The sequence below is a fragment of the Pseudomonas synxantha BG33R genome (genome assembly GCF_000263715.2).
In the GTDB taxonomy this organism is placed as follows: Bacteria; Pseudomonadota; Gammaproteobacteria; order Pseudomonadales; family Pseudomonadaceae; genus Aquipseudomonas; species Aquipseudomonas synxantha_A.
In genome coordinates this window covers 1,504,238-1,526,327 of the sequence record NZ_CM001514.1, presented here as the reverse complement: position 1 = coordinate 1,526,327, position 22,090 = coordinate 1,504,238, and the positions used below count along the sequence as shown (strand labels likewise).

Sequence of the window (22,090 nt, the reverse complement as noted above, 5' to 3'; positions counted from 1 at the left end):
TTAAACCCCTATTTTAAAAGACAATTAAACAGCCAGCTTCCCAAATACCGCAGCGAGCGAAAAGTATGTTGGGTTTGTCACGGTAGTGACGCTAAATCTGATAAGCCCGGCCGGAAAATCATATCGCAGCCCTGTTGCTCTGGACTCATTATTTCCCGCCATCATTGGCATTCTGCCGTTGTTCACCATTAAATAATCACCAAGCTGATAACTCATTGGAACAGAGTACCAATTCGTCGGTAGTCCCTGAGTGCTATAGGTTGTATGTGTATAGGTCCAATTCTGAAGGGCTCTCGTAAACACAGCCGCCTGTGTAGCAGAGTCAAATATCTGCTTGCCATCAGCGCCCCACATCCTCAACCCATATGTAGCGAGGGGCTTAGATGAAAAGGCCGCTACGAATAGGCTTCCAGAGTGAACTTGTCCCGATGTCACGGTAGCGCCCGTCCATGCCCCCGCTGAACCTTCAAGAAGAACGCCCAGCTGAATCAGTGAGCCATTATTCGGCGGCCTGATAAAAACAAGCGGTGGCTCCTGCGTGTCGACTACGTTCTGAAAGACAACAGACGTCCCCGAGTTATAGGTGCCTTTATGAAAAACGCACAACCTTGCATATTCAGAGTCGAGGGATATAGCCCCAGAATCATTTACCACTTGCAACCCGTAACTCATCACGCCCACCTTGCGACGATGAGACGCATGGTTGCAGTAGAAACAGAATCGCTTGGCCTAGCGGCAAGGAAATTCCTGACATACACCTCGTTCGTTCCCATTTCACATTCAAGCTGATTGTTAGACGACACCTGTGAGGTATCGTTGTTAATTGGCAGCAAGAAACAAATTGCATTATTTACATTGCAATTAGGCGCGGCAAATGTTCTGGTTCTTGGTCCTGATGATCCTGGCGAATAAGACACAAGCACTGATAGAACAATGCGATATGTAGATAGGCTTGTATCAAACTCTAGTGTTCCGTTAGAGGACCACATTCTTAGACCTGAGCTCATTCTGTTTGATCCCCTAGCTGTACTCGCTTCACACCGTTAGCGTCCCAGAAGCGCAGCGACCGATTTGTCATCATTAATCTTCCCTGGCCTGGCACCACCCCGTTGATTTCGACGGTTCCATCTTTGTTCAGGATCCAACCCTGCTGTCCGGCGATGTAGTTGGTCGAGCTGATGTAGGCCCCAATCTTCGCATTGGTGATCGTCCCATCCTGGATGAATGCCGACTTGATGTAGGTTTCTGTCCCGTTCACCGCGAATGGCACGCTTGACCCTGCCGCCCCTACCGCGCCGTTGTAGATTGCAAACTGGTCGGCTTGGATAACGAAGCGTGAAGTAACTTGACCGTTATCACCGGTTTCAATGCCAAATCCTACCCCGGTTGAGTAAGGCGAACCGTTCACGTCGAACTTGAACCGCAACGAGTAGGTGCCGGTGATCTTTCCGTTTACGTCTTGGTTGATGCTTGCTTGTTGCTGGAACTGCTGGGTGTGGCCGTTAACGGTTGTTTGCAGCTGAGTGGTCTGGCTTGCGGTGGCTGACGCCTGATCGGATACCGTCTTAATCTGCGTCTGTACGGTGGCTTTGTTCCCGTCAAAATCGGAGCGAAGAGCCGTTACTTGGTTGGTCGTAGCAGTCTGCTGATTGACGAGCGCGGTCGTTGTCTCCTCATATGTGGCGTAGTTTTTGATGACCTGAGCTTCGACAGTTTGAGTGAGCTTGCCCTGGGCGTAGTCACCATCGGTAATGGCAGACTGGATAGACCAAACGCCCGCATAGCCCTGCGTTCCGCCAGCCAGGTCATTCTCAGAACCAGCCATAGGCGCATTGATTTCAGCGTACACACCGTCAATTCGCTCTGTCTGCGCGGTCAGCTTGTCATCGACGTTGTCTACTCGCTGATTCACTTGGGTAACGTTATTTGCCGTAGCCGCCAGGCCAGTTACCGGGTCATTTACCTTTGTCTGGAGCTGGTTAAGCTGCTCCTGAGTGGCAATCACCTTTCCATCAACTACGTTGATTTCCTGGTCGAGGTTATCAACCCGTATGGCCAAAGCGTTCGCATCAGTGAGGATGTCGCCGACGTCTTTCCAGTTTGCGCTGGGCGGCTGAGAGCCAGTGTTAGCCGCGAGGGCTTGGTACAGCTTGTTTCCCTGACGAACGATGTCACCCTTGGCGTAAGCCTTTGCTGCATCCCACAACAGCGCATCAACATATGGCTTGATTTGCGCCTCTAGATCCTTTCTAAGCTGCTCATTTCGAGCGTTCACAGACCCAGGCCCATCGCCGTCGATCAGATTGATGCGTCCATTGAGGGCTGGAGCCAGCGATGATTCATCAATCTGCCCCTTGACCTGCTCAAGGAGCGGCCAAGCGTCCGAAACAGACTGGCCCATCACTCCGTTTACGGTCGGATAGAACGGGCCAATGTTCCCGGTGCGATCCACCAGGCGCGCCCAGAAGAACAGCGTTGCCCCTGACAGAAGCGACTGCATACGGTAGTCGGCCTGCGGGTATGCGAGGTCGGCCAGCTTCGTCGCCGCCTCCAGGTTGTTCGCTGGTCCATACCACAGCTCTGTCCGCTGGGTATCCTCGGCGCCAGCAGGGAAGCCCCACTTGATACTGATCCCGAACAGTTCGCCTTTAGTGGTGAGGGACGACACCGCCGGTGGCAGGCCTGTCTTGCCTTCAAGGTTGGTCAGGCTAGAGTTCTTCCAGATCGAAGAAATTTCGAAGGCACTCACCGAACGCACACGGGCGATATAGGCGCCCGAGTAGATGCCGGTGACGTCGACGCTTGTCGAGCCCGTGCGCTGCACCTTGAACCAGTTGCCGCTGTCCTTGCGCCACTCCACGTCATAGGCGACGGCGCCAGCAACAGCGGGCCATGAGATGTTCATGGTGCTAATGGCTATGCCCTGGTCGATCGATACGTTCGAAGTGATGGTGACGCTGGCGGGCGCCGGAACGACAGTAATAGGAATGACGCTGATCGGGCGTTCTTCCAGGCGTGCGCCCGTGTCGATGCTAGCGAACTTGCTTGGCTCGTACTGCAAAGCGCTAATGTCGTAATCGCCCTCAGGCGTCCGAGCGGTCCTCATAACTCTATATAGAGGGATTGCCAGGTCGTCAGCGTCGATTGCCCACTGCAGCTGTGCGGCCGGTGCCTCGCTGTAGGCGACGGTAACGGTTACGTTGCGGCCGTTCACGCTCTCCACTGTGCGCCCTTCCGCTCGCCCGCCGGGTAGGTTGATCACAAGCCGGTCGCCGGCCTTGGCCAGGGTGTCGCGGTCCAGGGTGATGACCTTCCCCGCCGCTGCCGCAATGCGCCCGCCGATCTCCCGGCCCGCCAGCAGCGAGTCGGCGACAGGGATAATGAAGCCTGGCAGCGGAATGCGCCCTTCCATGCCCGTCCTGAAGCTAATGGTGCGGTCCTGGTTGTTGCTCAGTACCAACCACTTGGCGCGGCGCTGGGCTTCTGATGCCCGAGTGCAACCGATGGCACTGATCTCCGTCGGCTTGTCGCCCAGGCGGCGCTGGAGTGGCAGGTCGGAGTAGACCGTGACGTCAGTGTCGTAGTTGTTGAGTGGGTTGTCGTAGCTGACCAGGCAGCGAGTGAAGCGGGTCTTCGCCGAGGCGCTGCCGTAGGAGATCTTGCCGTCGATGACGTTGGACCGGGTGAAGACGTAATCGATGTCCTGCGCCCGAGGCATATCGGCCTGCATGACTAATTGGCCCTGGGCCCAGTACGTCATCCCGCGATAGATGCCGGCGATGTCGCGCAACAGCGACCAGGCGTCGGCCTTGCCCTGCAGGTTCATGTCGCACAGAAAGCGTGGCTCCACGCCGTCGGCACCATTCGGCACCATCTGGTCGCAGTACTGTGCAATGCGATACAGCTCCCACTTATCCACCATCCACGGCTTGATGCGGCGGCCCAGACCGAAACGGTCCTGGGTGCAGATCCCGTAGGTGATCCAGGCCGGGTTATTGGTCCAGGCCTCCTTCATGGTGCCATCCCAGGCGCCAGAGTAGGTGCGGGCCACCGAGTCGTAGTTGCTCGGCACCTGCCAGCGGCGGGCCTTGCACTTCACGGTCACGGCCGGGATGTTGGTGAACTGCTCGGCGTCGAACTCGACGAACAGCAGCGCCGTGTTTGGGTAGCGCAACTTGGCGTCGATCACCTGCGTGTAGCCAGCTATGAATAGGCTGTCGGCTATCTTGTCGGTGTTCTGGGAGTTTGGCGTGAGGCGTCGAACGCGGATCAGCCAGCCGCTGGTAGCCGGTGGCAGATCAATACGCAGAGACCGCTCGTAGCGGGTGGTGGTTTTGCCATCCATGGCGCCCACCAGAACCTCCTGATACGCGCCGCCATCGGTTGCCACATCGACCGCATACTCGATACGGTAGCCGTTAATGTTGTTTTCGGCGTCCTGGCTCGCAAGACGAGGTGTGGCAAGGCGGATACGGGCGGCTGAAAGCTGAAGGTTGGTCAGTGACTGGACCCATGGCGCACCGCTGCGCAGCTCAATATTCAGAGAGGTCTCGTTGTCGACAGACGGAATGCCTGGAATATAGGTCTGCTCAACAGAGCCCGGCCGCCAGTCCCACTTGACGTTGTTGAAGTTGAAATTGCCGCTGGCATCTTGGATCGGGGTGTTGTCGAGGAAGATATCGCGCGCGGTTGGTGTGCCGTCGAATTCACCCTCGCCCACGGCGATCAGGATCTTGGCCACGTTGGTGGAGCGTAGGCTGTCGGGAGCCTCTACAGGTGCCTTTGGCTTGCTCTCGCCACCTTTGGCGCCGTGAATATCCAGCTTCTGTGCTGCGCCCATGCTTTCCTCCAGGCAATAAAAAACCGGCTCATGGCCGGCTTGCTCGATGCGTCGTGGTTATGTCTTGTCTTCGGCGTAGATCGATGCCGAGATGATTGCCCCGCCCCACCGCCGCTCACCGATGCAGATCGGGACAGGGTTGCCGCTGGCCGTGGTGTTCTTGGCGCTGCCAAATGCGTAGCTGGGCATGTTTTCAGGCGAAGCACTCTGCTTGAGGCCTGCAGCCTGTGGGCTGAGCATCTGGATCACGCCGCCGGCAGTGAGCGCGATACCCGGCGCCAGGGTCGCGCCGTTGGTTATGGTGCTCATGGCAATCAGGATGACGCCGAGAACCGTCTGTAGCAGTCCTGCTCGCTTCGCGCCCTCAACTACTGGAACAATCCTAACTTCCTTAGTACCACCCATGCCGAACTGGTCCAGGCCAGCGTTCTTTCGATTGCGGAAGATGGCGAAGCGAAGGCCCAGGCGGTCGAGGCGGCGAATCTCGGCCTCGAATCCGTCAATCGTGGCCTTCAGCGCCCGGAATACCTCCCAAGTGTCGCCAGACCCGACCTGGCGCCGGTGCAGCCTGCCGAATTTTTGAGCCAGCGAGCCGGACAGCTTAATGGTGGTCATCGGCGAATAAACGATGGCGCTCATCGGGCCTCCTTGTGTCGAAGAATTAAGCGGGTTCGCTGAAGCCAAGGGCCGCCGTAGACGATCACCTCTGATGGCCGGCCATAGAGGTGGTGCAGGACGAAGGGCCCAGGGCCGAACACGCCGGAGTCCTCACCAGGCAGAGCCGGTTCGGTGCCCAGATATATCCCAGCGTGGTTCGGGTGAGCCGTGCGACCTACCTCCATTACGATCATGTCACCGCGCTGCGGCGTGTCGACTTGCTCGAAGCCGGCGGCGGCGTAGTTCGCCTCGTACAGGCTGGTGCTGTCTGCACTCTCCCACCATCCCTCGGTGCGCTGGAAGGCTTCGAATTCCAGTCCCCATTCACGCTGGTACCAGTCAGCGCAGACCTGCCAACAGTCCCAAGCGCCATGCACGAACGGTCGCTTGAGCAGCGGCGTGCTGCCGGTGGGCGTGATGGTGCGAAGGTCGCCTTCAGGCCATGACAGGATGTGCCAGGGCAAGGCCGTAGCCTCGCACATGGCCAGGTCGCGCGATGACGGCCGGCTGGTGGCGTCTGGGTGGGAGTGAACGATGCCGATCACCTCGCCCTGGACTTCCGCCGCAGCGTAGTCCTCTGGATCAAGCCTGAACTCTTCGTTTGGCTCTGTTGCGATGTTCCGGCACTGGAAGTACTTCTGCGCTCGGCCTACGGCCAGCACCAGGCCGCAGCACTCTTTCGGGTACTCGGCCGCCGCATGCGCCTGGATGGCCGCAATGATGTGTTTGCGCATGGTCAGCTCCGGGCTATAAGGGAGACGGCGGGGTAGCCCCCGAATGGGTAGGCGTTGCCCTCGCCGAAGCGGGGGATACATCCCTTGCCCAGGGTGGCGTCGCACATATCCAGTTCAGGGTTGTCGGTGACCACGCCATCCTTCGTGACGTAAGGTCCCGTGTATCCGCAATTGGGGCCTCTGTAACCCCCCGTCAGGCACCAGTGGCACAGAGTGGTCATCTGCCTGCCGATCGTCTCGCCGCCGACATCGCCCGGACTGGCCAGGTCCCAGCTGACTGTCTCGCCGTCCTCGTTGGTTTTCTGGTCGACATACCAGACCTCGATCGATTCCTGAGTGGGATCGGCCGCGGGGTTGCCGCCTTCGAAGTTCACGGCATCGAGAAACTCGGCCAGCGTATTGCGAATGGTCAGCTTGAACTCGAGCAGATCCTCGAAGGCCAAGCAAAGCGCGGTGATTCGCCCGTTCACGTTGCCGACCGAAAGCTTGGGCCGTACCGCGGTGCCGTCGCCATTCGCCTCGCTGCCCTCGTACTGCATGGGCCAGGCACCGTACTCTTCGCCCTTCCACCAAATCGACTTGGCCGGCAACTGGTCAGCGTTGCCGCCGGCGGCGATCAGTTCGGCAGGTGTATGCGGGATCGCATGGCCGTGGAAGCGCAGAACATCGGCGCCGTAATCGCTGCCGTCCAGTTCGAACAGCATGACTTCGTTGCCAGGCTCAAGGGTCTGGATAGCATTGATCAGCGACATGGATTGACCTTTACGGATGGAAAGCGCGCTCGAACGTCGCTGTCACTTTGAATACGCCCCCGCCCATGGGCGTAGGGGTTGGGTTCTTGCAGGTGAACAGGCCGAGTTGGCCAAGTGGCGTGGTCCACAAGAAGGCCTTCGCACCCTGATGCCGGTCGAAGAACGCCATCATGGCCGCTGCTGTCGCGGTATTGCCCGTGTGGGTGATCGGGTAGGCATCGACCTTATTGTTGATCCCATCCCCGACCTCTTGCTTGTAGCCATCCCCAAACTGGGAGGTGCGCACCCGATAGGTGATATCGGGCGCCTCTCCGTGCTGGGTGGGCCAAGTGAACGTTTCAATCGCCATGGTTACCTCCCGTTGATCAGGCGCCAGATTGAGCCGCCAGGTTGCAACCCTTTGGAAATAGCGGTTTCTGCCTCGGTCTTGGCGGCCTGCTGGATACCCTTGCCGAGCTGCGTGGTGTCTTCCTGCGTTGCGTTGCCGCCAGCGCCTGCCGTTTGCACGGACACCGACACGGGGAAGTTGTAGGTGTTTCCACCTCCGCCACCGCCGGCCGCAGCCATGATTGAGCTGCCGCCCGTCATTAACGGCGTGACGCTGCCGCCCTGCGCACCGGTCATCAAGTACGACCGGCCGCCCTGACTGAACAGCTCTGGCCCCTTTTCGTTTACCTCGTACAGGGTATTTGGATCAACCGGGCCGCCAGATGCTCGCCCTTCTACAAGAGCGCTGCCGATGCTTGAGCCAAAACTGCCGGCACCTGCTCCCGCCGCTGACCCACCGCCAAACCAGGCGCCGATGGCAGTGCCCGCCAGGCCCGACAGCAAGCCGGAAGCAGCCTGCCGCGTGGCGATCCGCGCCATATCAGCGAGGATCGATTTGGTGAAGTCAGCGAACGAAAACTTGCCGTTGGTGACGAAGCTGGCCACCGCGTCTTCCATGGAGCTGAAAGCGTTGGTGAACAGGCTGCGAGTTTGCCCTGCGACATCTCGCGCAGACTCGAGATAGTTGTGGTAGGCAGAGGTTGCCCCCTTCCTCCAATCACCTTGCGCCTCGGACATCTTTCCGTAGTTGTCGACTACAGTGTCCCGATACTTAACCTCGGCATCCTGAAGACTGTCCAGGTCGTTCTCGTAGTCCTCCTTACTGTACTTGTCCGGAGCGGTCTTGCGTCGATCCAGCAGCTTGGCGCGCTCGTCGTTGAACTTGTCACGCGATGCATCAAGGTCGCGCTGCAGGCCTGACTCTCGGTCACCCATGCCGACCGCCGAAGCGTTTCGGTCGCCCGTGAGTGACAACGCTCTGCGTTGCCGCTCCAGTTGCTCGACGTACGCCTGCGAAGCAACAGTTAGCTGCTCAATGCGGCCCTTCTCGTTCGAAGAGAGCACTTTGAGCTGGCTGTCTGCATCCTTCTGCGCCTTGACCATCCCCTGCCGCGCATCGGCGATCTTCTGATCGATCTGGATGCTCTGCGCCGCGGTTGTACCCTTTTTGGCCTTGGCCGCCTCCAGCGCATCGATCTCAGCCTGGTATGCAGCAGTTACGTCATCCCTTTCCTGCTTGATCAGGGCTGACCGCTGCTTGGCATAGTCAATTAGCGATACAGCGCCGCGCTTCTGCTCCGCGTCCAACTCTTTCTGAGCGTTTTTGTAGTCGTTGACGATGTCAGATAGATTGTTTTTTGCGCTATTGAACGAGGTGAGGTCTACGCCATTTTTAGGCTGACTTTTATTGAATTTCTCTCGAATCCCTGCAATCTCTTTCTCGATCTCCACCTCGGAGCGCCCAGCCTCCATGCCAAGCTGTCTGGCGTCTTTGATATCGCTTTCAAGCTTCGCTCGGCCTGTTAGGTTACTCTTTTGGCGAGCATCCCACTTCCCGATAGCGTCAATCCTTGCTTGCTCTGCCCTATCAGCATCCCCCTGATCCTTCGCCGCTTTCTCGCTCGCCGCTGCGATAGCTTTCAGGCCTGCAAGACGCTTTTGAAGCGCTGCCGTGGAGTCGTCATTCTCGCCGTCTGCCAGCCCTAGACCAGAGTTCAGCTTGCTCAAACCGGAAGATATGGCACCTGCAATGCCCCCGTCTTGGCGGGTCTTAATGATCCGTTCAAGGATTTCTATTTCTTTTTTGGCATCCGGGAACAACTCGGACCGGACATTCCGATACGCCCTGCTGATTGCGCTGCCGATCGCATCCCATCCGGCCTCTACGCCAGACAGCGACTGCTTGTAACGCTCCAAACGCTTCTGGGCATTGGTGTTAAGTGTTTCTCCAAGCAAGTCGAGCGCTTCTTGCTTCTTGCCCTGCTCGTCGAGCGCTGCGATAGCTTCGTATTGTGCGGCGGTTAGAAGGCCGTATTGAGAGCTGATTTTCTGCGCAGCTTTCGTTGCGTTATCGCCCATGCCCCCAAGAGACGCTGCCACCTCGCCAGCGCTCTTGCCGGTAACTTCACCTATTGCCGCGGCGGCATTTGCGAGGCTCACAAACTGCTTCTCGCTGAGCCGGCCGCTGCCCGCGAGAGCCATTACCGCCTCTTTTGCTTGCGAAAAGCTTCCTGTCAGTACAGATGCAGCGGTAGCGATGGAAGAGAGTCCATCTGATGTGAAGCTTGTGCTCGCTGCTCCAGAGAAAAGCGCTTTATTGAAATCAGAGGCCTCTTTCTGAGCGCTGTAGAAGGCCAGGCCCAGCCCAGCAAGAGCGGCGCCAGCTATAGTGACAGGGCTTATGAGCCCGCCGATGTATCCACCAAGGGCCTTGGTTGCTGCTCCAATCCCGCCAAATGAATCTTTGATTTGCGAGCCTTGCTGGAGAAAAACAGTCAGCGGCGCTTGACCGCCCTGCAGCGAAACGAAAATGTCCGAAAACTGTGCAGGTAGCATCCTGAGAGCTGCGGCATTTTGTTTTGCAGTATTGCCAGTACGATTTATTGAGTCATCAAACCGGCCCAGAGCTTCTCTGGACTGCTGAATTTTTCCTTGGTATTCGCTGAAAGTCGACGCGTCCAGGCCGACGCCTTTGTGCCGCGCGAGCTTCGCTTCCAGTTCATCAAGTCTGCCAAGAGCTTTTACTGTCGGGTTAATTTCTCCAAGAAGATCGGCGAGCTCGTCTTTCTGTTTTTTCAAAGACGCGGAGGCTTTGTCCGCACCCTTCGATACACCTTCGGCTGCCTTTTCCGCCCTGGACCCTGCGGCAGCAAGCTTGTCTAAGTCAGAGCTCGCCTGCGTTGCATCGGTCGAATCGACCTTGATCCCAAGCTCGGCAATCGACGTCATACTTTTCTCCGGGCGTAAAAAAACCCGCCTTAGCGGGTTTCAATAATCATGATTGGTATAAATATGAAGCGGTCACTATCACTACCCCGATAGCACACACGATTAGTGTTCGACTTCGCCTCATTGGCTCATATAGCTGGGAGTGCGCAACCCTTGCTTGCTCTTCAGTGATAGGGGTGACATCAGCGGAGCAATGCTTGCATTTGCTGGCCTGCATCTTGATAAGTTCAGCACAGTGCGGGCACTCGCGCTCACCTGAGCTTGTAACAAGGAGACCTTTTGGAATAGATCCTGCCCGTTGTGGAAGCGGCTTAACAATCAAGAAGCCTATTAGGCCGGCAAGTGGAAAGCATGCCCCCACCAGGAAACCCGTTATCGCAGATCTATTCTTCGCGTTTGCAGCTATTGCGGTAAGTATGGCCATAACCAGCCAAGCCAATATGAGCATTCTCTTGCCTCCCTGTAGATAGCGGCAATCTACCACCATCCACGGGGAGCGCCAAAGCCGCCTGTACGAATCCCCAGTAACGCCCGACCATCGGCCAGTAGTAGCCTCCTGCCACACGCAAGGATTCCCCAGTCCTACGCCTGCAAGCCCAAGGACTGGGGTTGCGCCAATATCGGCGCGTTTATGACCTGGAGGTCAATGTGAGTGACGAATCAAATTACGGAGTTTCCTCTGGCCCTAGCGACAGGATGAAGCAAGAAATTGGTGAAATTGTCGTTGCACACGCCAATTGCGACCCCGCTCTCGCTGCTCTTATGCAACAACTCACCAAGACAAACGACCAAACGAACCTGGTGCTGATTCAACAATTAAAACTAAAAGGCTCATCAATGGCAGACTTCATCTCTGCTGTTGTCGATAAAACCGATCATGTAGATCCAGCCATTCGCGATCGCATCCTTAAGGTGATCACGCAGTATCGGAAGCTTTCTACCTACAGAAACGAGATTGCTCATTGGCAATGGAATCCTTGCGAGCCAGGAGTAGAAGCGGCGCTGTTAAGAAATACCCTCGCGAAAAAGCCGACCGAGAGCGAAAAAACGTATTCACTTCAGGATCTGCGTTCGATCTCTTTCGGCTTGCATCAGGTATTCGGTGTCGTAGGATCAATCAGCACAATTATTGCTGCCAATCCCCCCTCACAAATGTCCAATCAAATCATGTCGGCATTGGACGCCATGTTTGACAAGATCAAGTCGGCAATTTCCGACATTCCAGAGCCTTCGGCTGAAGAACAGCCATGATCCGAAAAACATCTTCCAACAGATGAGCGGACATTAACGGATCGTAGAGACTGTAGAGGTACTCCATGGAAGCCTCAGTCATCGCACTGGTTACGATCACCTGTTCCAGTTCCTGAGGCGACCGCCCTGCAAAGCGCGCAAGGTCTGCGTAGCCTTGCGCTGTGAGCCAATCTGATAGTTCTCTCACGCTCGCCTCCTGCGGCCATGCCGCGTCACATTGATTGTTTTACGTGCGGCTCTCGCCCATCACTAGCAGCGCTTCAGCCTCCATCATCCGAAGGTCGGGGAAAGCCTGTGCCAGCTCTTCCCGCTTGAGGCCGATCATGCTGGCCACCGGTTTAAGTGCGCTGTAATCCAGGCCCACGGCGCCGCCCATACCCACACGCCACTGCGTGGACATCGCCTCGAACAGCAGGAAGGCCGGCCAGTTGTCTGGCCAGACCTCGTACTCTTCATCGGGGATGTCGGCCTTGGTCATGCCGAAGGCCGCCAGATCAGCCTCTGACGGCCCCTGCTCGTAAAGGATGCGGGCAGCGCCGGTCAGTTTCCCAGGCGTGCCGGCTTGTATGCAGCCTGGTAGGCGTCCAGCACTGCCTGCGGCGCGCCGATGCAACTGGTAACCAGCGCAGTCATTGACTCGTCAGAAAGCTTTTCGTCGAAGCCCCAGCCGCTGACGATGTCCTTAAGCTGATTCACCTGCAGCGCGATTTCGGAGGCCGTGGCGTCCTGCCAGGACATGCCCTCGTCTTGCACTTTGGTTGCGTGCTCGTCCCGCGCGGTGTTCCAGCGGTCGAACAGTGCCGACAGCGCGATGCGGTCGAGGTACTTGAACTCGAAGTCCACCGCCACCGCGTCACCACCCACGCGGGGGATCTGCACCTTGGCCTTGAACGTTGGGTTTGGAGCGATCTTGATCTTGGCCATGGGTTACGCCGCCGCCTGGTAACGAGTCGGGCGCGAAGCCAGCGACAGAGTGATAGTGCGGGTCATGATGTTGTTGCGGGACAGAGATGGCGTAGAGGTGATCGAGACGTACGCGTTGTAGTAGATCTCGGAGCCGTTCGGCAGTTTCAGCCGGACCACGCGCGCTTCCTTGTCTTCGTCCGCGGCTTCGCAGATCGGCACATAAGGCAGCAACGGGTCATCGGCGACGGTAATAGTCATGCTGATTGGCGATTTGGTGGTAGGCAATTGGCGGTCGTCATCGTCTTCCAAGAAGCCGAAGGTAGTGAACTGCTGATCACCTCCACTGGTTGCGACTTCAGTGATTTGGGCGATCTGCGCCCAACCGCTTACGGCGCGCACCGAGCCAACCCCGGCGCCAGGCGTGTACACGTTCGTCTTGGTGGTGTTAATGCCCTCAAGCGCAAACGAATCCGTCAGGGCTGCGTCAACACGAGCGGTGCGGTCGTTAAGCCGAGTCCATCCGGATGTCACAACGATGATATCGCCGTCTTCCAGGGTGTGCGCAACTGCGGACACAACAGCAGGGTTGGCGTTGGTGATGGCGGTGGCCAGAACAGCAGCACTGAACACCGACGCGATTTCCATAATAGCGCCGTTGGGCAATTTGAAAGCCATTGGTTGTTTCCTCTTTGCAGAAATGACAAAACCCGCTCAGTGGCGGGTTCTGGGTTTGCCCAACGGGCGAATTAGTTGGTGTCGGCTCGATACTGGAACGAGGCCGGCACGGTGAAGGTGTTGCCATCAGGGATGCCTGGGCCTGGGCCGACCGGCGTAAGCACGATGGCGACGAGACCAGCGCGAGGGATACGCAGATTCACCGGGAACAGCGCGGCCAGCTCATCAACAATGCCGCTCGCCTCGGTCCGGTACTTGCCGGACGGTGCCACGATGTTGACCTGGAACACGCCGACGTACAGCTGGTGGTCGCCGCCGAGCGTGTTGCTGGCTGTCACCGCCGGCAGCGTGAAGGCCCTCAGGTACGTCTCGCCGGAAGCCGGTGTGTAGGTCTCGTTCTCGACCACCACCTTAAGGGGCTTAGTTCGAGCCTTGGCCCAGGCCAGCAGGCGCGACTCGAAAGCGGCCGAAATGATGTTATGGCTCATACCTGGTTATTCCTGATGGCTTCCTCAACGATCTGCTGGAAGCGGGCAAGCGTTATTTGCACCATGCCAGAGGGTGCTTTTTTCTGGGAGTGCCCATATTCCAGCGGGATCGCATACACCAGGTTGTTGACGATGTAGGCAACCTGCCCAGCCTCAAGCTTGCTGACTTCGGCCACCAGGGCGGCAATGGTCTCGTGTCCGGACTTGTCGAAAGTGTCCAGGCTCTGACTTGAAGGGGCGCCCACGGTAAACTGCCAGTTGCCTTTGAAGCGCCCAGTGTCCACCGGTGACAGGCGGATGACCGAAGTGCCGATCTCGATCACCACCTCACGGAACACATCGTCGATGGCTTCCTTGGTCTGCTCCGCGAACGCTGCCAGACTCTCAGCAAAACTGCCATTTAGCCCGCCGTAGCGGCTGGTCATGTGATGAGGTTTAGCCATTACTTACGCACCTGCAGCTCGAAGCCAACCGCCAGGCCGGCATAATTCCATGGGCCGACGGCGATCACCGTGTAGGTGGTGCCATCGAACTGGATACGGTCGTTACTCAGTGGCAAAGGCATGTCGGCTCCGTTGAGCTGCACCGGCGAGACCAGCAGCTTGACGTCGCCGCGAACGATCAGCGTGCCATCGATGTACTTGTCGTCGTATTCCTCGCGGAAGCCTGAGCCGTTCAGCACCAGCTCTCCAGGCGGCTGCGGATTGTCTGGGTCGTATTCGCCCAATGTCTCCCGGCGCAACACCAGTTCCAGGCCTTTGCCGCCCTTGCTGCGCGGCGCGAGCATGCGTGTGGCCGTGGCCTTTGCGCGGTCATAGATATCTGGCATCACTTGCGCCTTATCTTGTAGATGGCCGAGCAGCGGCAGTTGGCGCGCTCACTCCACCCAGCTCCGAGGCTCGTATCGCCCGGATACCTAAGTAATGCACCGTTCGGGCTTTGGAATGGCTGATCCTTCTGAACCTCTTGCCCGCCCATCACTGAGTGGGTGTGACGGACCTTCTTGTCGCCTCGGTCTCGCCAGGTCTTCGTTACCAGATCACGATCAAGGCCCTGAGCAATCAACTGCTCATACACCTGGTCGCGGCCGGCACCGAATGACTCCAGCGCCTCGGCCTTGGACAACATCTCGGCATAAGTCTTCATCAGGCGATCAGCGTAGCGACCGGCGATCTTGTCCACGTCAGCCTGTGCGACTGGCGTTCCCGCCTTGATTGCTCTGTTCACGATCCCATCGAAGCGGCGGTCCCGGCGCTTGCGCTGCAAGTACTTGCGCATCTCGTCGGGATTGCCGCCCAGGAGTTGGGCACGAGCATTCAGGACGTACTGGGCATAGTTGCCAGGCAGGCCGATGACGCCGCCTGAGCGTGAGCCTGTTTGAGCGCTTACACGGCCCAGGAGGTCAAGCGCTGCCTGGCGAGGCGTGCGAATCATCGGCGTAGCGATGACTCCCACCTGCACTGCAGCAGGCTGTGCACTGGGCCACCCGACCACGCGTCGGCGAGTAGCCATCACTTCGCGAATAGCGGCGCGGACGTCGATGGATGCGTTGGCGCGGATCTCTTCCGCCTTGGCCGACACCCACTTCTCAGCAGCGGGCTGCCTGGCATCGAACTCAAAACGCCCAAGCTCACGGGGGATCGCGATCGCCTTAACCTCGTACTTGGCGCCGGCGATGAACACCGACCGCGCCAGCTCAAGGAACACGGACAGCGCTCCCAGGCTGAGCAGCGAGACCAGGCCCTCTTCATCCTCTTCCGCGATCAGGCGCTCAACTTCTGCAACCGTCGCCGCGCCGACCACCGTCTTGACCTGCTCCAGATAGGCCCGCTGCATCGCAGGCTCCATTCCTTCGATGGCCTGGATGATCTGCGCCGGGGTCATACCGTAAACACCGCAGGCAGCGTGTAGCGAGCCACCAGCACCGGTGCAATCATCTCGTCGATGATGCTAATCACCGGTCGCACCGAGCTGGCCGCGTCCGCACCCACCGATACGGCGAATTCAGTTTCCAAAGGCCCGACCTTCTCACGCTTGACCATTGAGGCGGACACGAAGTCAGGGCTGAGGCTGCCAGGGCTGACCAGCTCACGAAGACCGGCTTCGTACGTTGCTTGCTCGACCTCAATCGGCACTTGGTCCGCTGGGATCGGGTGACCTTCATAGTCATAAGCGCCTGTGCGCGGCCACTCCCTGGCTTGCCCTCTGCCCTCAGTCTTCACGCCGGGGAACAATGACTGCCACACGCCAGAATCCAACAGCTTCCGGTAGCGACCGTCTATGTAGGCCGATGCCCGGATCAGCGCGGCCTGCTTCGCCACTTCATCGCCGGCCCAGGCGGTATTAGCGCGCGCAGCGTGATAGGCGTCGGCAGCTGCGACGGAACCGTAGAAATCAGGCATCGGGATATCTCGAATAGGTGGCCCGAAGGCCTTGGGTCAGGAGGCGAACATTTTGCAAAACGCCTTGGCGGCGCGCAGGGATGGAACCTTGCCGGTCTGCTTAAATACTGCCAGGTCGCCGCATTTCTGATACTCGAAGCCTGGGCCTGTCACGACCGCGATATGGCCGGAGCGCTCTGCTTTGATTTGGCTCATGTTCGAATCCTCGAATAAGTGGAGCGGCGAACCGCTCCGGGATTTACTTTTTGTCGCTGTCAGCTTTCTTGGCCTCGCCGACGGCAAGGAAGTCCAGGCGCTTGGCGCCCTTCAGACCCGCTTCGGTGAGGTCTACATCGACGGAGTCGCCTGGCGCGATGTATTGAACGCCAGACTTCGTATGCACGCCCTGCAGCGCCTTCGAGTTATTGGTCACTTTCATGTCGACCTCCTATCAGGCTACGGGCGGGGTGATTTCGTCGAGGTACGCCACGGCGCCCGGGAGACGAATTTCTGTGCCGCCGGTACGGGCGATGATGCCGGTTTCGAAGCCCATGATGGACTTCTGGCGCGGGGCCAGGACGCGGCGTGGCATCGGCAGGTGGAAGCGAACCACTTCTGGGTCCTTGCGGTACGCAACCAGGCGACCACCACCATCCTGCGAAGCGTTACGGGCCTCACGCAGCGGCGCGATGTCCAGCGGCAGGCCGGTTTCGGCGGTGTAGATGTTGTTGCGGCGCATGTATTCCAGAACCGTCATGAAGCCATCGCCAGCACCCATGCGCTTGGTTGCCACAGCGCGGAATGCATCAGGCGGCATACGCAGGGTGTCTGCCCACTCGACTTCGCCAGTGTTGGTGCGGATGCTTCCCAGCAAGCCGTTCACATCGGCCATGATCAGGTCGACGTCTTTGGCGGTCCAGTAGGTCGAACCAGCAGTGCCGGACGCAGCCGCATCCACACGGGACACGTTGCCGTCGTTCAGCAGGCCGGTCCAGCGCTTCTCGGTGCTACCGACGAAAGCAATGCTGTTCAGCAGGCGCTCAACCTTATCGGCGGCCGAATCAGCCTTGGTGCCGCTCAGGTTGATGCCGTACAGCTGGGCCTGGTTCACTTCTTCCAGGTTCCATTCCCAGCCGGAGCCGATCATGGCGAAGTCGTGCGATGCCTGGTCATGGGTGGCCGAGTTGAACGGCATGTCAGTACCCGAACCCGACAGGAACTTGGCTTCACCAGCGGTATCGACGGTGAAGAACGTGGTGCCGATAGCCCATGGAGCGCCTTCAGTGACCACTGGAATGCTCGCGGCGTAGTTAAACGTCGGGTAGCGGCGCGTGTAGATGCGCGTTTCGATGTTCCGGCCCTGGGCCAGAACGAACGGGAACGCCGACTGAGCGTCTTCGAAAACTTGAGGCATGTTAAGCGCTCCGATGTTTGAGGGAGATTTCGACGATGTCGCCGTTCGCACCGGTGGTGTCGAAGATGGCACCAGGGATCAACACTGCGCCTTCAGCGGCGGTCGTGACGTAGCGATTGGTCGCGGCGACGTAGTAGACGTCATCGCCTGGCACAACAGCGGCGCCGGCGGTTACGTACATCTGGCCATCGGTCATGAACGCGCCAGTGAAGTCACGCGGGTAACCGTCGATCAGAGTGGAACCGGTCGCCACAGGCGGTACGGCTGCGCTCAGCACGGCCAGGCCCAGGAACAGGGTGCCAGTGGCGGCGATCTTGTGATCGTTGCCAGCACCAGCCACACGGAAGCCAGGCGCGCCGAAGACAATGCCTTCAGCGTTCGAGACGGTGCGGCTGATCTTGTTGCACTTCTCTTCGTTGGCGACCAGGCCGGGCACGCCCTTGGCTGGAGCGTTGGTGTAGGTGGTTTGGTAAGTAGCCATGGTGTGCTCCTTATGCCTTCGGCAGGTGGGCGGTTTGCATGTCGACAATCATCTGCAGACGTGCTTTTTCCGATTCGTCGCCGACGGTCTTGCCGTCCTGCTGAATCATGTGCTTGCGGAAGGTGTCGCCGGCCGGGTCTTTCGCGGCGTCTTCCACCAGGATCTCGAAGCGCGCGTCGATGTAGGCGTCCGCCTTGCCCGTTACGGCTGCATCACCCAGCTTGGCGATGACCACGGCCTTGCGGATCTCGGCATCGGTCTTGCCGGTATAGTCGGCATCGGCGATGGTTTTGGCCTTGGTGAGCAGATCGGCACGGGCGGTGACGCGCTTGTCGATGTCGGCATCGCTGATCACAGCTGCTTTCAGCTTGGTGATCTCATCGTCCTTCTTGGCCAGTTCACCATCCTTCAGCGCGATTGCAGTAGCGTGCGCGTCGGTCAGGGTCTTGGTGGCGGTGGCAGCGTCGGCAAGCTTGGTGTTCAGCTTCTCGATGGCCTGGGCGCCTTGCTCGGTGACATCAATGGAGATGCCATCGACAAGGAGTTTTCGCAGTGCATCAGCCATGTCATGGCCTCCTGTTGGGGTATTTGGTTTGCTATCACCGATACGAAACTCTTCGCCAGCCCGCGCGCTGTGCACCAGGCTGAGGTGATTCATTTTCATTGGGCCCAGGCTGACGTGATACGCATCGCCCTCTGGCGTTACGCCATCCTGGAAGATGATTTCAGCGCCATAGCCCATGGAAAGTTGTCGTTTGCCAGCCTCGAAGTCCGAGATGGCCTTGGCATCCATGAGGACCAGCGGCACCTTCACCCGCTGACCATCACGGATGACCTCGCCGCCAGTGTTGCCGACAGCCACGTCCTTCCAGTTCTTGGAATTGACGCCGTCGCCGCCTGGGTGGTCGTTGGTCATGGGGCGGTAGGCGTAGGAGTTCATCGCGTCCTTGTGGAACACCGAGCTCTCAGGCCGGTAAACCTTGACGATTGGTACATCACGCAGCCCGTGTTCGTTGTCTGGGTCAATCTCGGAGCCTAGGTAATCCTGAATGCCGGTGCGGGCGACGAAGGCCTCGGCCACCAGGTAGCCGTCTGCCGTGCGTCGAACACCGGAGACAGGCACGGAGTCGGTAAAGATCATGGGTCGAGTCCCTCAGTGTCGGTTTTTTCGGGGGCTGGTGACGTCGGGAGGTCGCCGCCTACCTCTTCGTCCGGCATCTCAGCCCCGAACTGGTCGATGGCCGCTTCCAGCCCAGGCATCACGCTCAGCTCCACCAACAGGTTCACCGATGCAGCTGATAGCGCGTCCTCAGGGAACAGGCCCGAGTCCTTCAGCGCCTTGATGGTGTCGGCGGTGGTCTTGCCGATGTCTGCCCGCTCCTTGGCCGTGGCCTGCCACAGTGGCGCCCATGAGTAGTGGATCTCCCTGGGCCGACTGCCCAGCGCTGATCGGATCAGGCATTCATCCAGCACGCTCATGGCTGGCTTGATCTCCAGCTTCTGGCGCGATGCGACGTTGTCGTAGTAGTTGCGGGTGTTCTCTTCGCCGTTTGCACCCAGCCCGGTGGAGGACTGGCCGAACATGCGGGTGCCCGGGATATCGAACGCGCCGGACACGCCCTGCTCCGTCTTGGCGATCACCTCAGGCAGAGTGCCGAAGCTGGCCGACTTGGAACTGTGGGTTTCGTTGCCGTCGAGGATCAGCGCGCCGTTGATACCCTTGGCGGTAGCAGCGAGGCGCAAGCGCTCCAGCAGCAAGCGCTCGTAGTTCTTGTCCTGCATGCTCGCCATCAGGTTTGGGATGTTGATGACGTCGATCTTGGCCTCGTAGACCAGGCTGACCACGTTCGCGACCGTCTCGTCGTAGTGACGCACCGCAGGCATCGCGGCCAGCAGCACCGAGTCACCCCAGCCAAAGGCGGCACCCATGGCCAGTTCAGGGTCTGGGTGTGGTGTGCCGACGAAGATCACCAAGCGCGATGGATGGATCTCAACCATGCTGCCCGGTAACCGGTAAGCCTTGGGCTTGCCAAAGCGTGGGCTCTGGGGATCTTGTTCAATCTCCGTCGCGCTGAGTTGCCGGCGGGTCATAACAGTGAGGTATTTAACGCCTCCCTGCCGCACGCGCTCAGGGTTCAGCTCGGATGCCGTGTCTCGCTCCCCGGTGCCGATGAACACAGCAGCACCACCGAACAGGCGGGCCTTCAATAGGGCCTCAAGGATTTTGCCCTTGACGTTCAGGCGTTCTTCCTCGGCCTCGATCAGCTCGATCTGCCCCTTATCGGCTTGCCAGCTGCGCCAGTTACGGCACGCGTCCACCGCGGGGATGGTCACGCCCTTCTGTGCAGTCCACGAACCACGGAAGGCGTTCAGCAACTGCTGATCGTCCATCTCCGGGATGGCGTAGTGCGAGTGGGATGCCTTGTCGCGCGCAGTACCCAGTCCTGCGACCAGGTTCTGCAGGCTGTCTTTCAGGTAGCTGAATGCGCTCATGAGTTGCTCACGTTTGCGAGTGTGTAGCTGCCCGCAATCGGGAAGCGCTGGACAATGAAGTAGCCGAGTGCGTCGACCGGGTCTTCAGTGCCGTCCTTGTTGGGTTCGCCGTTTTCGGTGTATGCCTGTTGCTCCAGCACCTGGGTGGTTACTGGGCAGTTGTCGGTGTTCACCAGGTAGCGGCGCTTCTGGTCTATGTTCAGGAACATGGCGTTCACTGCCAGCACGCGATCACGGACAATCGGGTTGGATGGATTCACCATCACCATGAAGCCGGCGGCGCGGAGAAGGCTGTGGTCCGACTCGCTGCCGTTCACGCTCTTGCGGTTCTTGCCGCTGGCATCCGGGTATACCGTGATGCTGTGGCCAGGGAAGCGGCGTTTCAGCTCGACAATCATCGCCGGCGTATCGAAAAGGCTGGTCGCCTCTTCCAGCAGCATGGGCAGGCCGTCGCGGATGACGTGGATCGTCGCGGCCATACGGTTGATGTTGAAGTCCATGCCGACGTGCAGTTGCTCGCCTGGGCGGATCGTTGCGTCCGTGTGGTTCTGCTTTCGGCAGAAGCTCGGGTACACGCTGCCAGAGGTGAGGTTGACGAACAGGCCGTCAATGTAGGCGTCCACCAGGTTCGATGGGTAAGACTCCCGCAGCGACTTGATGTAGTCCTTCGGCAGGTTCTTGGCATTCTGCCGCGTGGAGGCGTGCACGATGCCGTACAGGGGCCTCTGACTTGGATTGGATGCAAGCTCCTTGACGAACTTGCGGTACACCCAGTTGAAGCCCTCCGGCGTCGTGGTGACGTCGATGGTGTTCATGTCCCGGCCAGGCCACACAGTGGACATCCGCGCGATGATCTTCTTCCAGGCGCTGTCAGCCTTCTTGATCGGCATGCAGTCGATCTCATCGACAAGCGCATGCGCAATGTTGAAGCCCACGATGCGGTGCGGGTGCTCCATGCTCTTGCAGACGATCGTGGACAGGCACCGGCCGCGGTTATCGCGCAGGTACACGCGCTTCTTGCTCGGCACGATGTCAGCGAATAGGCCGAAAGCCTCAGCAACCACCGGCATGGTGTCGTAGAAGATGTCCGCGATCTGCGGATAGGTCGGCGCGAAGTAGCCCTGGGGTATGCCTGGGAACTCCAGCGCGTTTACGCACATGCGCACGCAACCTACAAACGTCTTGCCACTCCGGTACCCACCAACGAACGCCATGAACTTCTTGTGGCTTTTGATGAACTCGAACTGGGGCTTATTCAGCATCAGGACAGCTTGCATCTTCCACCCCGATAATTACTTGCTTGGGCTCGGGCAGGCCCTTATTCGGGTCTTCCAGTTCGCGGCGCAGCTTCTCGTTGGTAAGGCGGCGCGTTTCCAGGTCTTCCTTTGTCCGCTCCAGGCTCTCGACACGGGCAGTAAGCCGGTCAATCAGGCTGGAGTAGTCGCGAACCTTGCTCGTAGTCGTTATCGATGTGAGCGAGGTCTCCTTGCCACTGACAAGGATCGGCTCTTCCTTCTCCGATTCCACCTCAAGCGTGTTGCCGAATTCGTTCTCCCTGGCCAGGGCACGCATCAAGCGCACTCGAGTCAGCCGCAGCTCATCGTCCACGCGCCCCAGCTCAATGCTGGCAAGCATGTCGTTCTCTTCGTCAGTGAGGAATCGGCTGTAGATCGAGCCGGGCTTTGCAGCGTTCTTGTTGCCCCTCTGTTCCTTGGGGCCTGAACTCTTGCCGCCGTGTAGCT

The 22,090-nt window shown here is 58.9% G+C and carries 24 protein-coding genes; 1 reads left to right on the top strand and 23 read right to left on the bottom strand.

Features of this window, described 5'->3' with window-relative positions:
• Positions 1–24: 24 nt before the first annotated feature.
• The 7 genes from PSEBG33_RS20150 to PSEBG33_RS20180 all read right to left on the bottom strand — a co-directional run bounded on the left by PSEBG33_RS20150 (position 25) and on the right by PSEBG33_RS20180 (position 10,259).
• Positions 25–672 (bottom strand): hypothetical protein, encoded by a 648-nt coding sequence (locus PSEBG33_RS20150; protein WP_032803326.1) that lies wholly within the window; start codon positions 670–672, stop codon positions 25–27.
• A 331-nt stretch (positions 673–1,003) separates the two neighbouring features.
• On the bottom strand, positions 1,004–4,840 hold the full coding sequence (gpJ, locus tag PSEBG33_RS20155; RefSeq protein WP_005785686.1) for a TipJ family phage tail tip protein: 3,837 nt from the start codon (positions 4,838–4,840) through the stop codon (positions 1,004–1,006).
• Positions 4,841–4,897: 57 nt separating this feature from the next.
• Positions 4,898–5,479 (bottom strand): tail assembly protein, encoded by a 582-nt coding sequence (locus PSEBG33_RS20160; RefSeq protein ID WP_005785683.1) that lies wholly within the window; start codon positions 5,477–5,479, stop codon positions 4,898–4,900.
• On the bottom strand, positions 5,476–6,231 hold the full coding sequence (locus PSEBG33_RS20165) for a C40 family peptidase (RefSeq protein WP_005785681.1): 756 nt from the start codon (positions 6,229–6,231) through the stop codon (positions 5,476–5,478). The genes PSEBG33_RS20160 and PSEBG33_RS20165 overlap by 4 nt, the downstream gene beginning before the upstream one ends.
• Positions 6,232–6,233: 2 nt before the next feature.
• On the bottom strand, positions 6,234–6,983 hold the full coding sequence (locus PSEBG33_RS20170; RefSeq protein ID WP_005785679.1) for a phage minor tail protein L: 750 nt from the start codon (positions 6,981–6,983) through the stop codon (positions 6,234–6,236).
• Positions 6,984–6,993: 10 nt separating this feature from the next.
• Positions 6,994–7,332 carry a phage tail protein gene (locus tag PSEBG33_RS20175; RefSeq protein ID WP_005785677.1) on the bottom strand — a complete coding sequence of 113 codons (339 nt, stop codon included), beginning with the start codon at positions 7,330–7,332 and terminating at the stop codon, positions 6,994–6,996.
• A gap of 2 nt (positions 7,333–7,334) precedes the next feature.
• Positions 7,335–10,259 carry a phage tail tape measure protein gene (locus PSEBG33_RS20180; RefSeq protein ID WP_005785674.1) on the bottom strand — a complete coding sequence of 975 codons (2,925 nt, stop codon included), beginning with the start codon at positions 10,257–10,259 and terminating at the stop codon, positions 7,335–7,337.
• 648 nt (positions 10,260–10,907) lie between these two features.
• On the opposite strand from PSEBG33_RS20180, the gene PSEBG33_RS27000 reads away from it, so the two are divergent.
• A complete protein-coding gene (locus PSEBG33_RS27000) occupies positions 10,908–11,510 on the top strand; it encodes a hypothetical protein (RefSeq protein ID WP_232289409.1) in 603 nt (200 codons plus the stop codon).
• Between the two features lie 226 nt (positions 11,511–11,736).
• On the opposite strand, the gene PSEBG33_RS26995 is transcribed toward PSEBG33_RS27000, so the two are convergent.
• From PSEBG33_RS26995 to PSEBG33_RS29480, 16 genes are all read right to left on the bottom strand, one after another.
• A complete protein-coding gene (locus PSEBG33_RS26995) occupies positions 11,737–11,988 on the bottom strand; it encodes a DUF1799 domain-containing protein (protein ID WP_032803323.1) in 252 nt (83 codons plus the stop codon).
• A gap of 62 nt (positions 11,989–12,050) precedes the next feature.
• Positions 12,051–12,434, bottom strand: coding sequence for a phage tail assembly chaperone (locus tag PSEBG33_RS20185; protein WP_005785667.1), 384 nt, complete (start codon positions 12,432–12,434; stop codon positions 12,051–12,053).
• A 3-nt stretch (positions 12,435–12,437) separates the two neighbouring features.
• Positions 12,438–13,091, bottom strand: a complete 654-nt coding sequence (locus PSEBG33_RS20190; protein ID WP_005785665.1) for a phage tail protein — start codon at positions 13,089–13,091, stop codon at positions 12,438–12,440.
• Between the two features lie 71 nt (positions 13,092–13,162).
• Positions 13,163–13,579: a phage tail terminator-like protein gene (locus PSEBG33_RS20195; RefSeq protein WP_005785663.1), complete on the bottom strand. Its 417-nt coding sequence runs from the start codon at positions 13,577–13,579 to the stop codon at positions 13,163–13,165.
• Positions 13,576–14,022, bottom strand: a complete 447-nt coding sequence (locus PSEBG33_RS20200) for an HK97 gp10 family phage protein (RefSeq protein ID WP_005785661.1) — start codon at positions 14,020–14,022, stop codon at positions 13,576–13,578. Before PSEBG33_RS20200 ends, PSEBG33_RS20195 begins: the two co-directional genes overlap by 4 nt.
• Complete coding sequence (locus PSEBG33_RS20205) at positions 14,022–14,408, bottom strand: hypothetical protein (protein WP_005785660.1); 387 nt, start codon at positions 14,406–14,408, stop codon at positions 14,022–14,024. The genes PSEBG33_RS20200 and PSEBG33_RS20205 overlap by 1 nt, the downstream gene beginning before the upstream one ends.
• Positions 14,408–15,463 (bottom strand): hypothetical protein, encoded by a 1,056-nt coding sequence (locus PSEBG33_RS20210; RefSeq protein ID WP_005785658.1) that lies wholly within the window; start codon positions 15,461–15,463, stop codon positions 14,408–14,410. The genes PSEBG33_RS20205 and PSEBG33_RS20210 overlap by 1 nt, the downstream gene beginning before the upstream one ends.
• Positions 15,460–15,981, bottom strand: a complete 522-nt coding sequence (locus tag PSEBG33_RS20215) for a DnaT-like ssDNA-binding protein (RefSeq protein WP_005785656.1) — start codon at positions 15,979–15,981, stop codon at positions 15,460–15,462. Before PSEBG33_RS20215 ends, PSEBG33_RS20210 begins: the two co-directional genes overlap by 4 nt.
• A gap of 36 nt (positions 15,982–16,017) precedes the next feature.
• The gene (locus PSEBG33_RS29275; RefSeq protein WP_005785653.1) at positions 16,018–16,176 is read right to left on the bottom strand and encodes a hypothetical protein; all 159 of its coding nucleotides are present in this window, start codon (positions 16,174–16,176) and stop codon (positions 16,018–16,020) included.
• A 43-nt stretch (positions 16,177–16,219) separates the two neighbouring features.
• Positions 16,220–16,399 carry a hypothetical protein gene (locus tag PSEBG33_RS20220; RefSeq protein ID WP_005785651.1) on the bottom strand — a complete coding sequence of 60 codons (180 nt, stop codon included), beginning with the start codon at positions 16,397–16,399 and terminating at the stop codon, positions 16,220–16,222.
• A 12-nt stretch (positions 16,400–16,411) separates the two neighbouring features.
• Positions 16,412–17,374 carry a DUF2184 domain-containing protein gene (locus tag PSEBG33_RS20225; RefSeq protein WP_005785649.1) on the bottom strand — a complete coding sequence of 321 codons (963 nt, stop codon included), beginning with the start codon at positions 17,372–17,374 and terminating at the stop codon, positions 16,412–16,414.
• A gap of 1 nt (position 17,375) precedes the next feature.
• Positions 17,376–17,855, bottom strand: coding sequence for a structural cement protein Gp24 (locus PSEBG33_RS20230; RefSeq protein WP_005785648.1), 480 nt, complete (start codon positions 17,853–17,855; stop codon positions 17,376–17,378).
• A gap of 10 nt (positions 17,856–17,865) precedes the next feature.
• Positions 17,866–18,996, bottom strand: a complete 1,131-nt coding sequence (locus PSEBG33_RS20235) for a DUF2213 domain-containing protein (RefSeq protein ID WP_005785646.1) — start codon at positions 18,994–18,996, stop codon at positions 17,866–17,868.
• On the bottom strand, positions 18,993–20,348 hold the full coding sequence (locus PSEBG33_RS20240) for a DUF1073 domain-containing protein (RefSeq protein WP_005785644.1): 1,356 nt from the start codon (positions 20,346–20,348) through the stop codon (positions 18,993–18,995). The genes PSEBG33_RS20235 and PSEBG33_RS20240 overlap by 4 nt, the downstream gene beginning before the upstream one ends.
• Positions 20,345–21,625 (bottom strand): terminase large subunit domain-containing protein, encoded by a 1,281-nt coding sequence (locus tag PSEBG33_RS20245; RefSeq protein ID WP_032803321.1) that lies wholly within the window; start codon positions 21,623–21,625, stop codon positions 20,345–20,347. The genes PSEBG33_RS20240 and PSEBG33_RS20245 overlap by 4 nt, the downstream gene beginning before the upstream one ends.
• On the bottom strand, positions 21,600–21,983 hold the full coding sequence (locus PSEBG33_RS29480; protein ID WP_198287279.1) for a hypothetical protein: 384 nt from the start codon (positions 21,981–21,983) through the stop codon (positions 21,600–21,602). Before PSEBG33_RS29480 ends, PSEBG33_RS20245 begins: the two co-directional genes overlap by 26 nt.
• Positions 21,984–22,090: the final 107 nt, after the last annotated feature.

What these genes read in the sequence shown, in the direction of transcription:
- PSEBG33_RS20150 (WP_032803326.1), bottom strand. Translation starts at nt 672, where the DNA reads ATGAGTTACGGGTTGCAAGTGGTAAATGATTCTGGGGCTATATCCCTC.
- gpJ (WP_005785686.1), bottom strand. Translation starts at nt 4,840, where the DNA reads ATGGGCGCAGCACAGAAGCTGGATATTCACGGCGCCAAAGGTGGCGAG.
- PSEBG33_RS20160 (WP_005785683.1), bottom strand. Translation starts at nt 5,479, where the DNA reads ATGAGCGCCATCGTTTATTCGCCGATGACCACCATTAAGCTGTCCGGC.
- PSEBG33_RS20165 (WP_005785681.1), bottom strand. Translation starts at nt 6,231, where the DNA reads ATGCGCAAACACATCATTGCGGCCATCCAGGCGCATGCGGCGGCCGAG.
- PSEBG33_RS20170 (WP_005785679.1), bottom strand. Translation starts at nt 6,983, where the DNA reads ATGTCGCTGATCAATGCTATCCAGACCCTTGAGCCTGGCAACGAAGTC.
- PSEBG33_RS20175 (WP_005785677.1), bottom strand. Translation starts at nt 7,332, where the DNA reads ATGGCGATTGAAACGTTCACTTGGCCCACCCAGCACGGAGAGGCGCCC.
- PSEBG33_RS20180 (WP_005785674.1), bottom strand. Translation starts at nt 10,259, where the DNA reads ATGACGTCGATTGCCGAGCTTGGGATCAAGGTCGATTCGACCGATGCA.
- PSEBG33_RS26995 (WP_032803323.1), bottom strand. Translation starts at nt 11,988, where the DNA reads ATGACCAAGGCCGACATCCCCGATGAAGAGTACGAGGTCTGGCCAGAC.
- PSEBG33_RS20185 (WP_005785667.1), bottom strand. Translation starts at nt 12,434, where the DNA reads ATGGCCAAGATCAAGATCGCTCCAAACCCAACGTTCAAGGCCAAGGTG.
- PSEBG33_RS20190 (WP_005785665.1), bottom strand. Translation starts at nt 13,091, where the DNA reads ATGGCTTTCAAATTGCCCAACGGCGCTATTATGGAAATCGCGTCGGTG.
- PSEBG33_RS20195 (WP_005785663.1), bottom strand. Translation starts at nt 13,579, where the DNA reads ATGAGCCATAACATCATTTCGGCCGCTTTCGAGTCGCGCCTGCTGGCC.
- PSEBG33_RS20200 (WP_005785661.1), bottom strand. Translation starts at nt 14,022, where the DNA reads ATGGCTAAACCTCATCACATGACCAGCCGCTACGGCGGGCTAAATGGC.
- PSEBG33_RS20205 (WP_005785660.1), bottom strand. Translation starts at nt 14,408, where the DNA reads ATGCCAGATATCTATGACCGCGCAAAGGCCACGGCCACACGCATGCTC.
- PSEBG33_RS20210 (WP_005785658.1), bottom strand. Translation starts at nt 15,463, where the DNA reads ATGACCCCGGCGCAGATCATCCAGGCCATCGAAGGAATGGAGCCTGCG.
- PSEBG33_RS20215 (WP_005785656.1), bottom strand. Translation starts at nt 15,981, where the DNA reads ATGCCTGATTTCTACGGTTCCGTCGCAGCTGCCGACGCCTATCACGCT.
- PSEBG33_RS29275 (WP_005785653.1), bottom strand. Translation starts at nt 16,176, where the DNA reads ATGAGCCAAATCAAAGCAGAGCGCTCCGGCCATATCGCGGTCGTGACA.
- PSEBG33_RS20220 (WP_005785651.1), bottom strand. Translation starts at nt 16,399, where the DNA reads ATGAAAGTGACCAATAACTCGAAGGCGCTGCAGGGCGTGCATACGAAG.
- PSEBG33_RS20225 (WP_005785649.1), bottom strand. Translation starts at nt 17,374, where the DNA reads ATGCCTCAAGTTTTCGAAGACGCTCAGTCGGCGTTCCCGTTCGTTCTG.
- PSEBG33_RS20230 (WP_005785648.1), bottom strand. Translation starts at nt 17,855, where the DNA reads ATGGCTACTTACCAAACCACCTACACCAACGCTCCAGCCAAGGGCGTG.
- PSEBG33_RS20235 (WP_005785646.1), bottom strand. Translation starts at nt 18,996, where the DNA reads ATGATCTTTACCGACTCCGTGCCTGTCTCCGGTGTTCGACGCACGGCA.
- PSEBG33_RS20240 (WP_005785644.1), bottom strand. Translation starts at nt 20,348, where the DNA reads ATGAGCGCATTCAGCTACCTGAAAGACAGCCTGCAGAACCTGGTCGCA.
- PSEBG33_RS20245 (WP_032803321.1), bottom strand. Translation starts at nt 21,625, where the DNA reads ATGCAAGCTGTCCTGATGCTGAATAAGCCCCAGTTCGAGTTCATCAAA.
- PSEBG33_RS29480 (WP_198287279.1), bottom strand. Translation starts at nt 21,983, where the DNA reads ATGCTTGCCAGCATTGAGCTGGGGCGCGTGGACGATGAGCTGCGGCTG.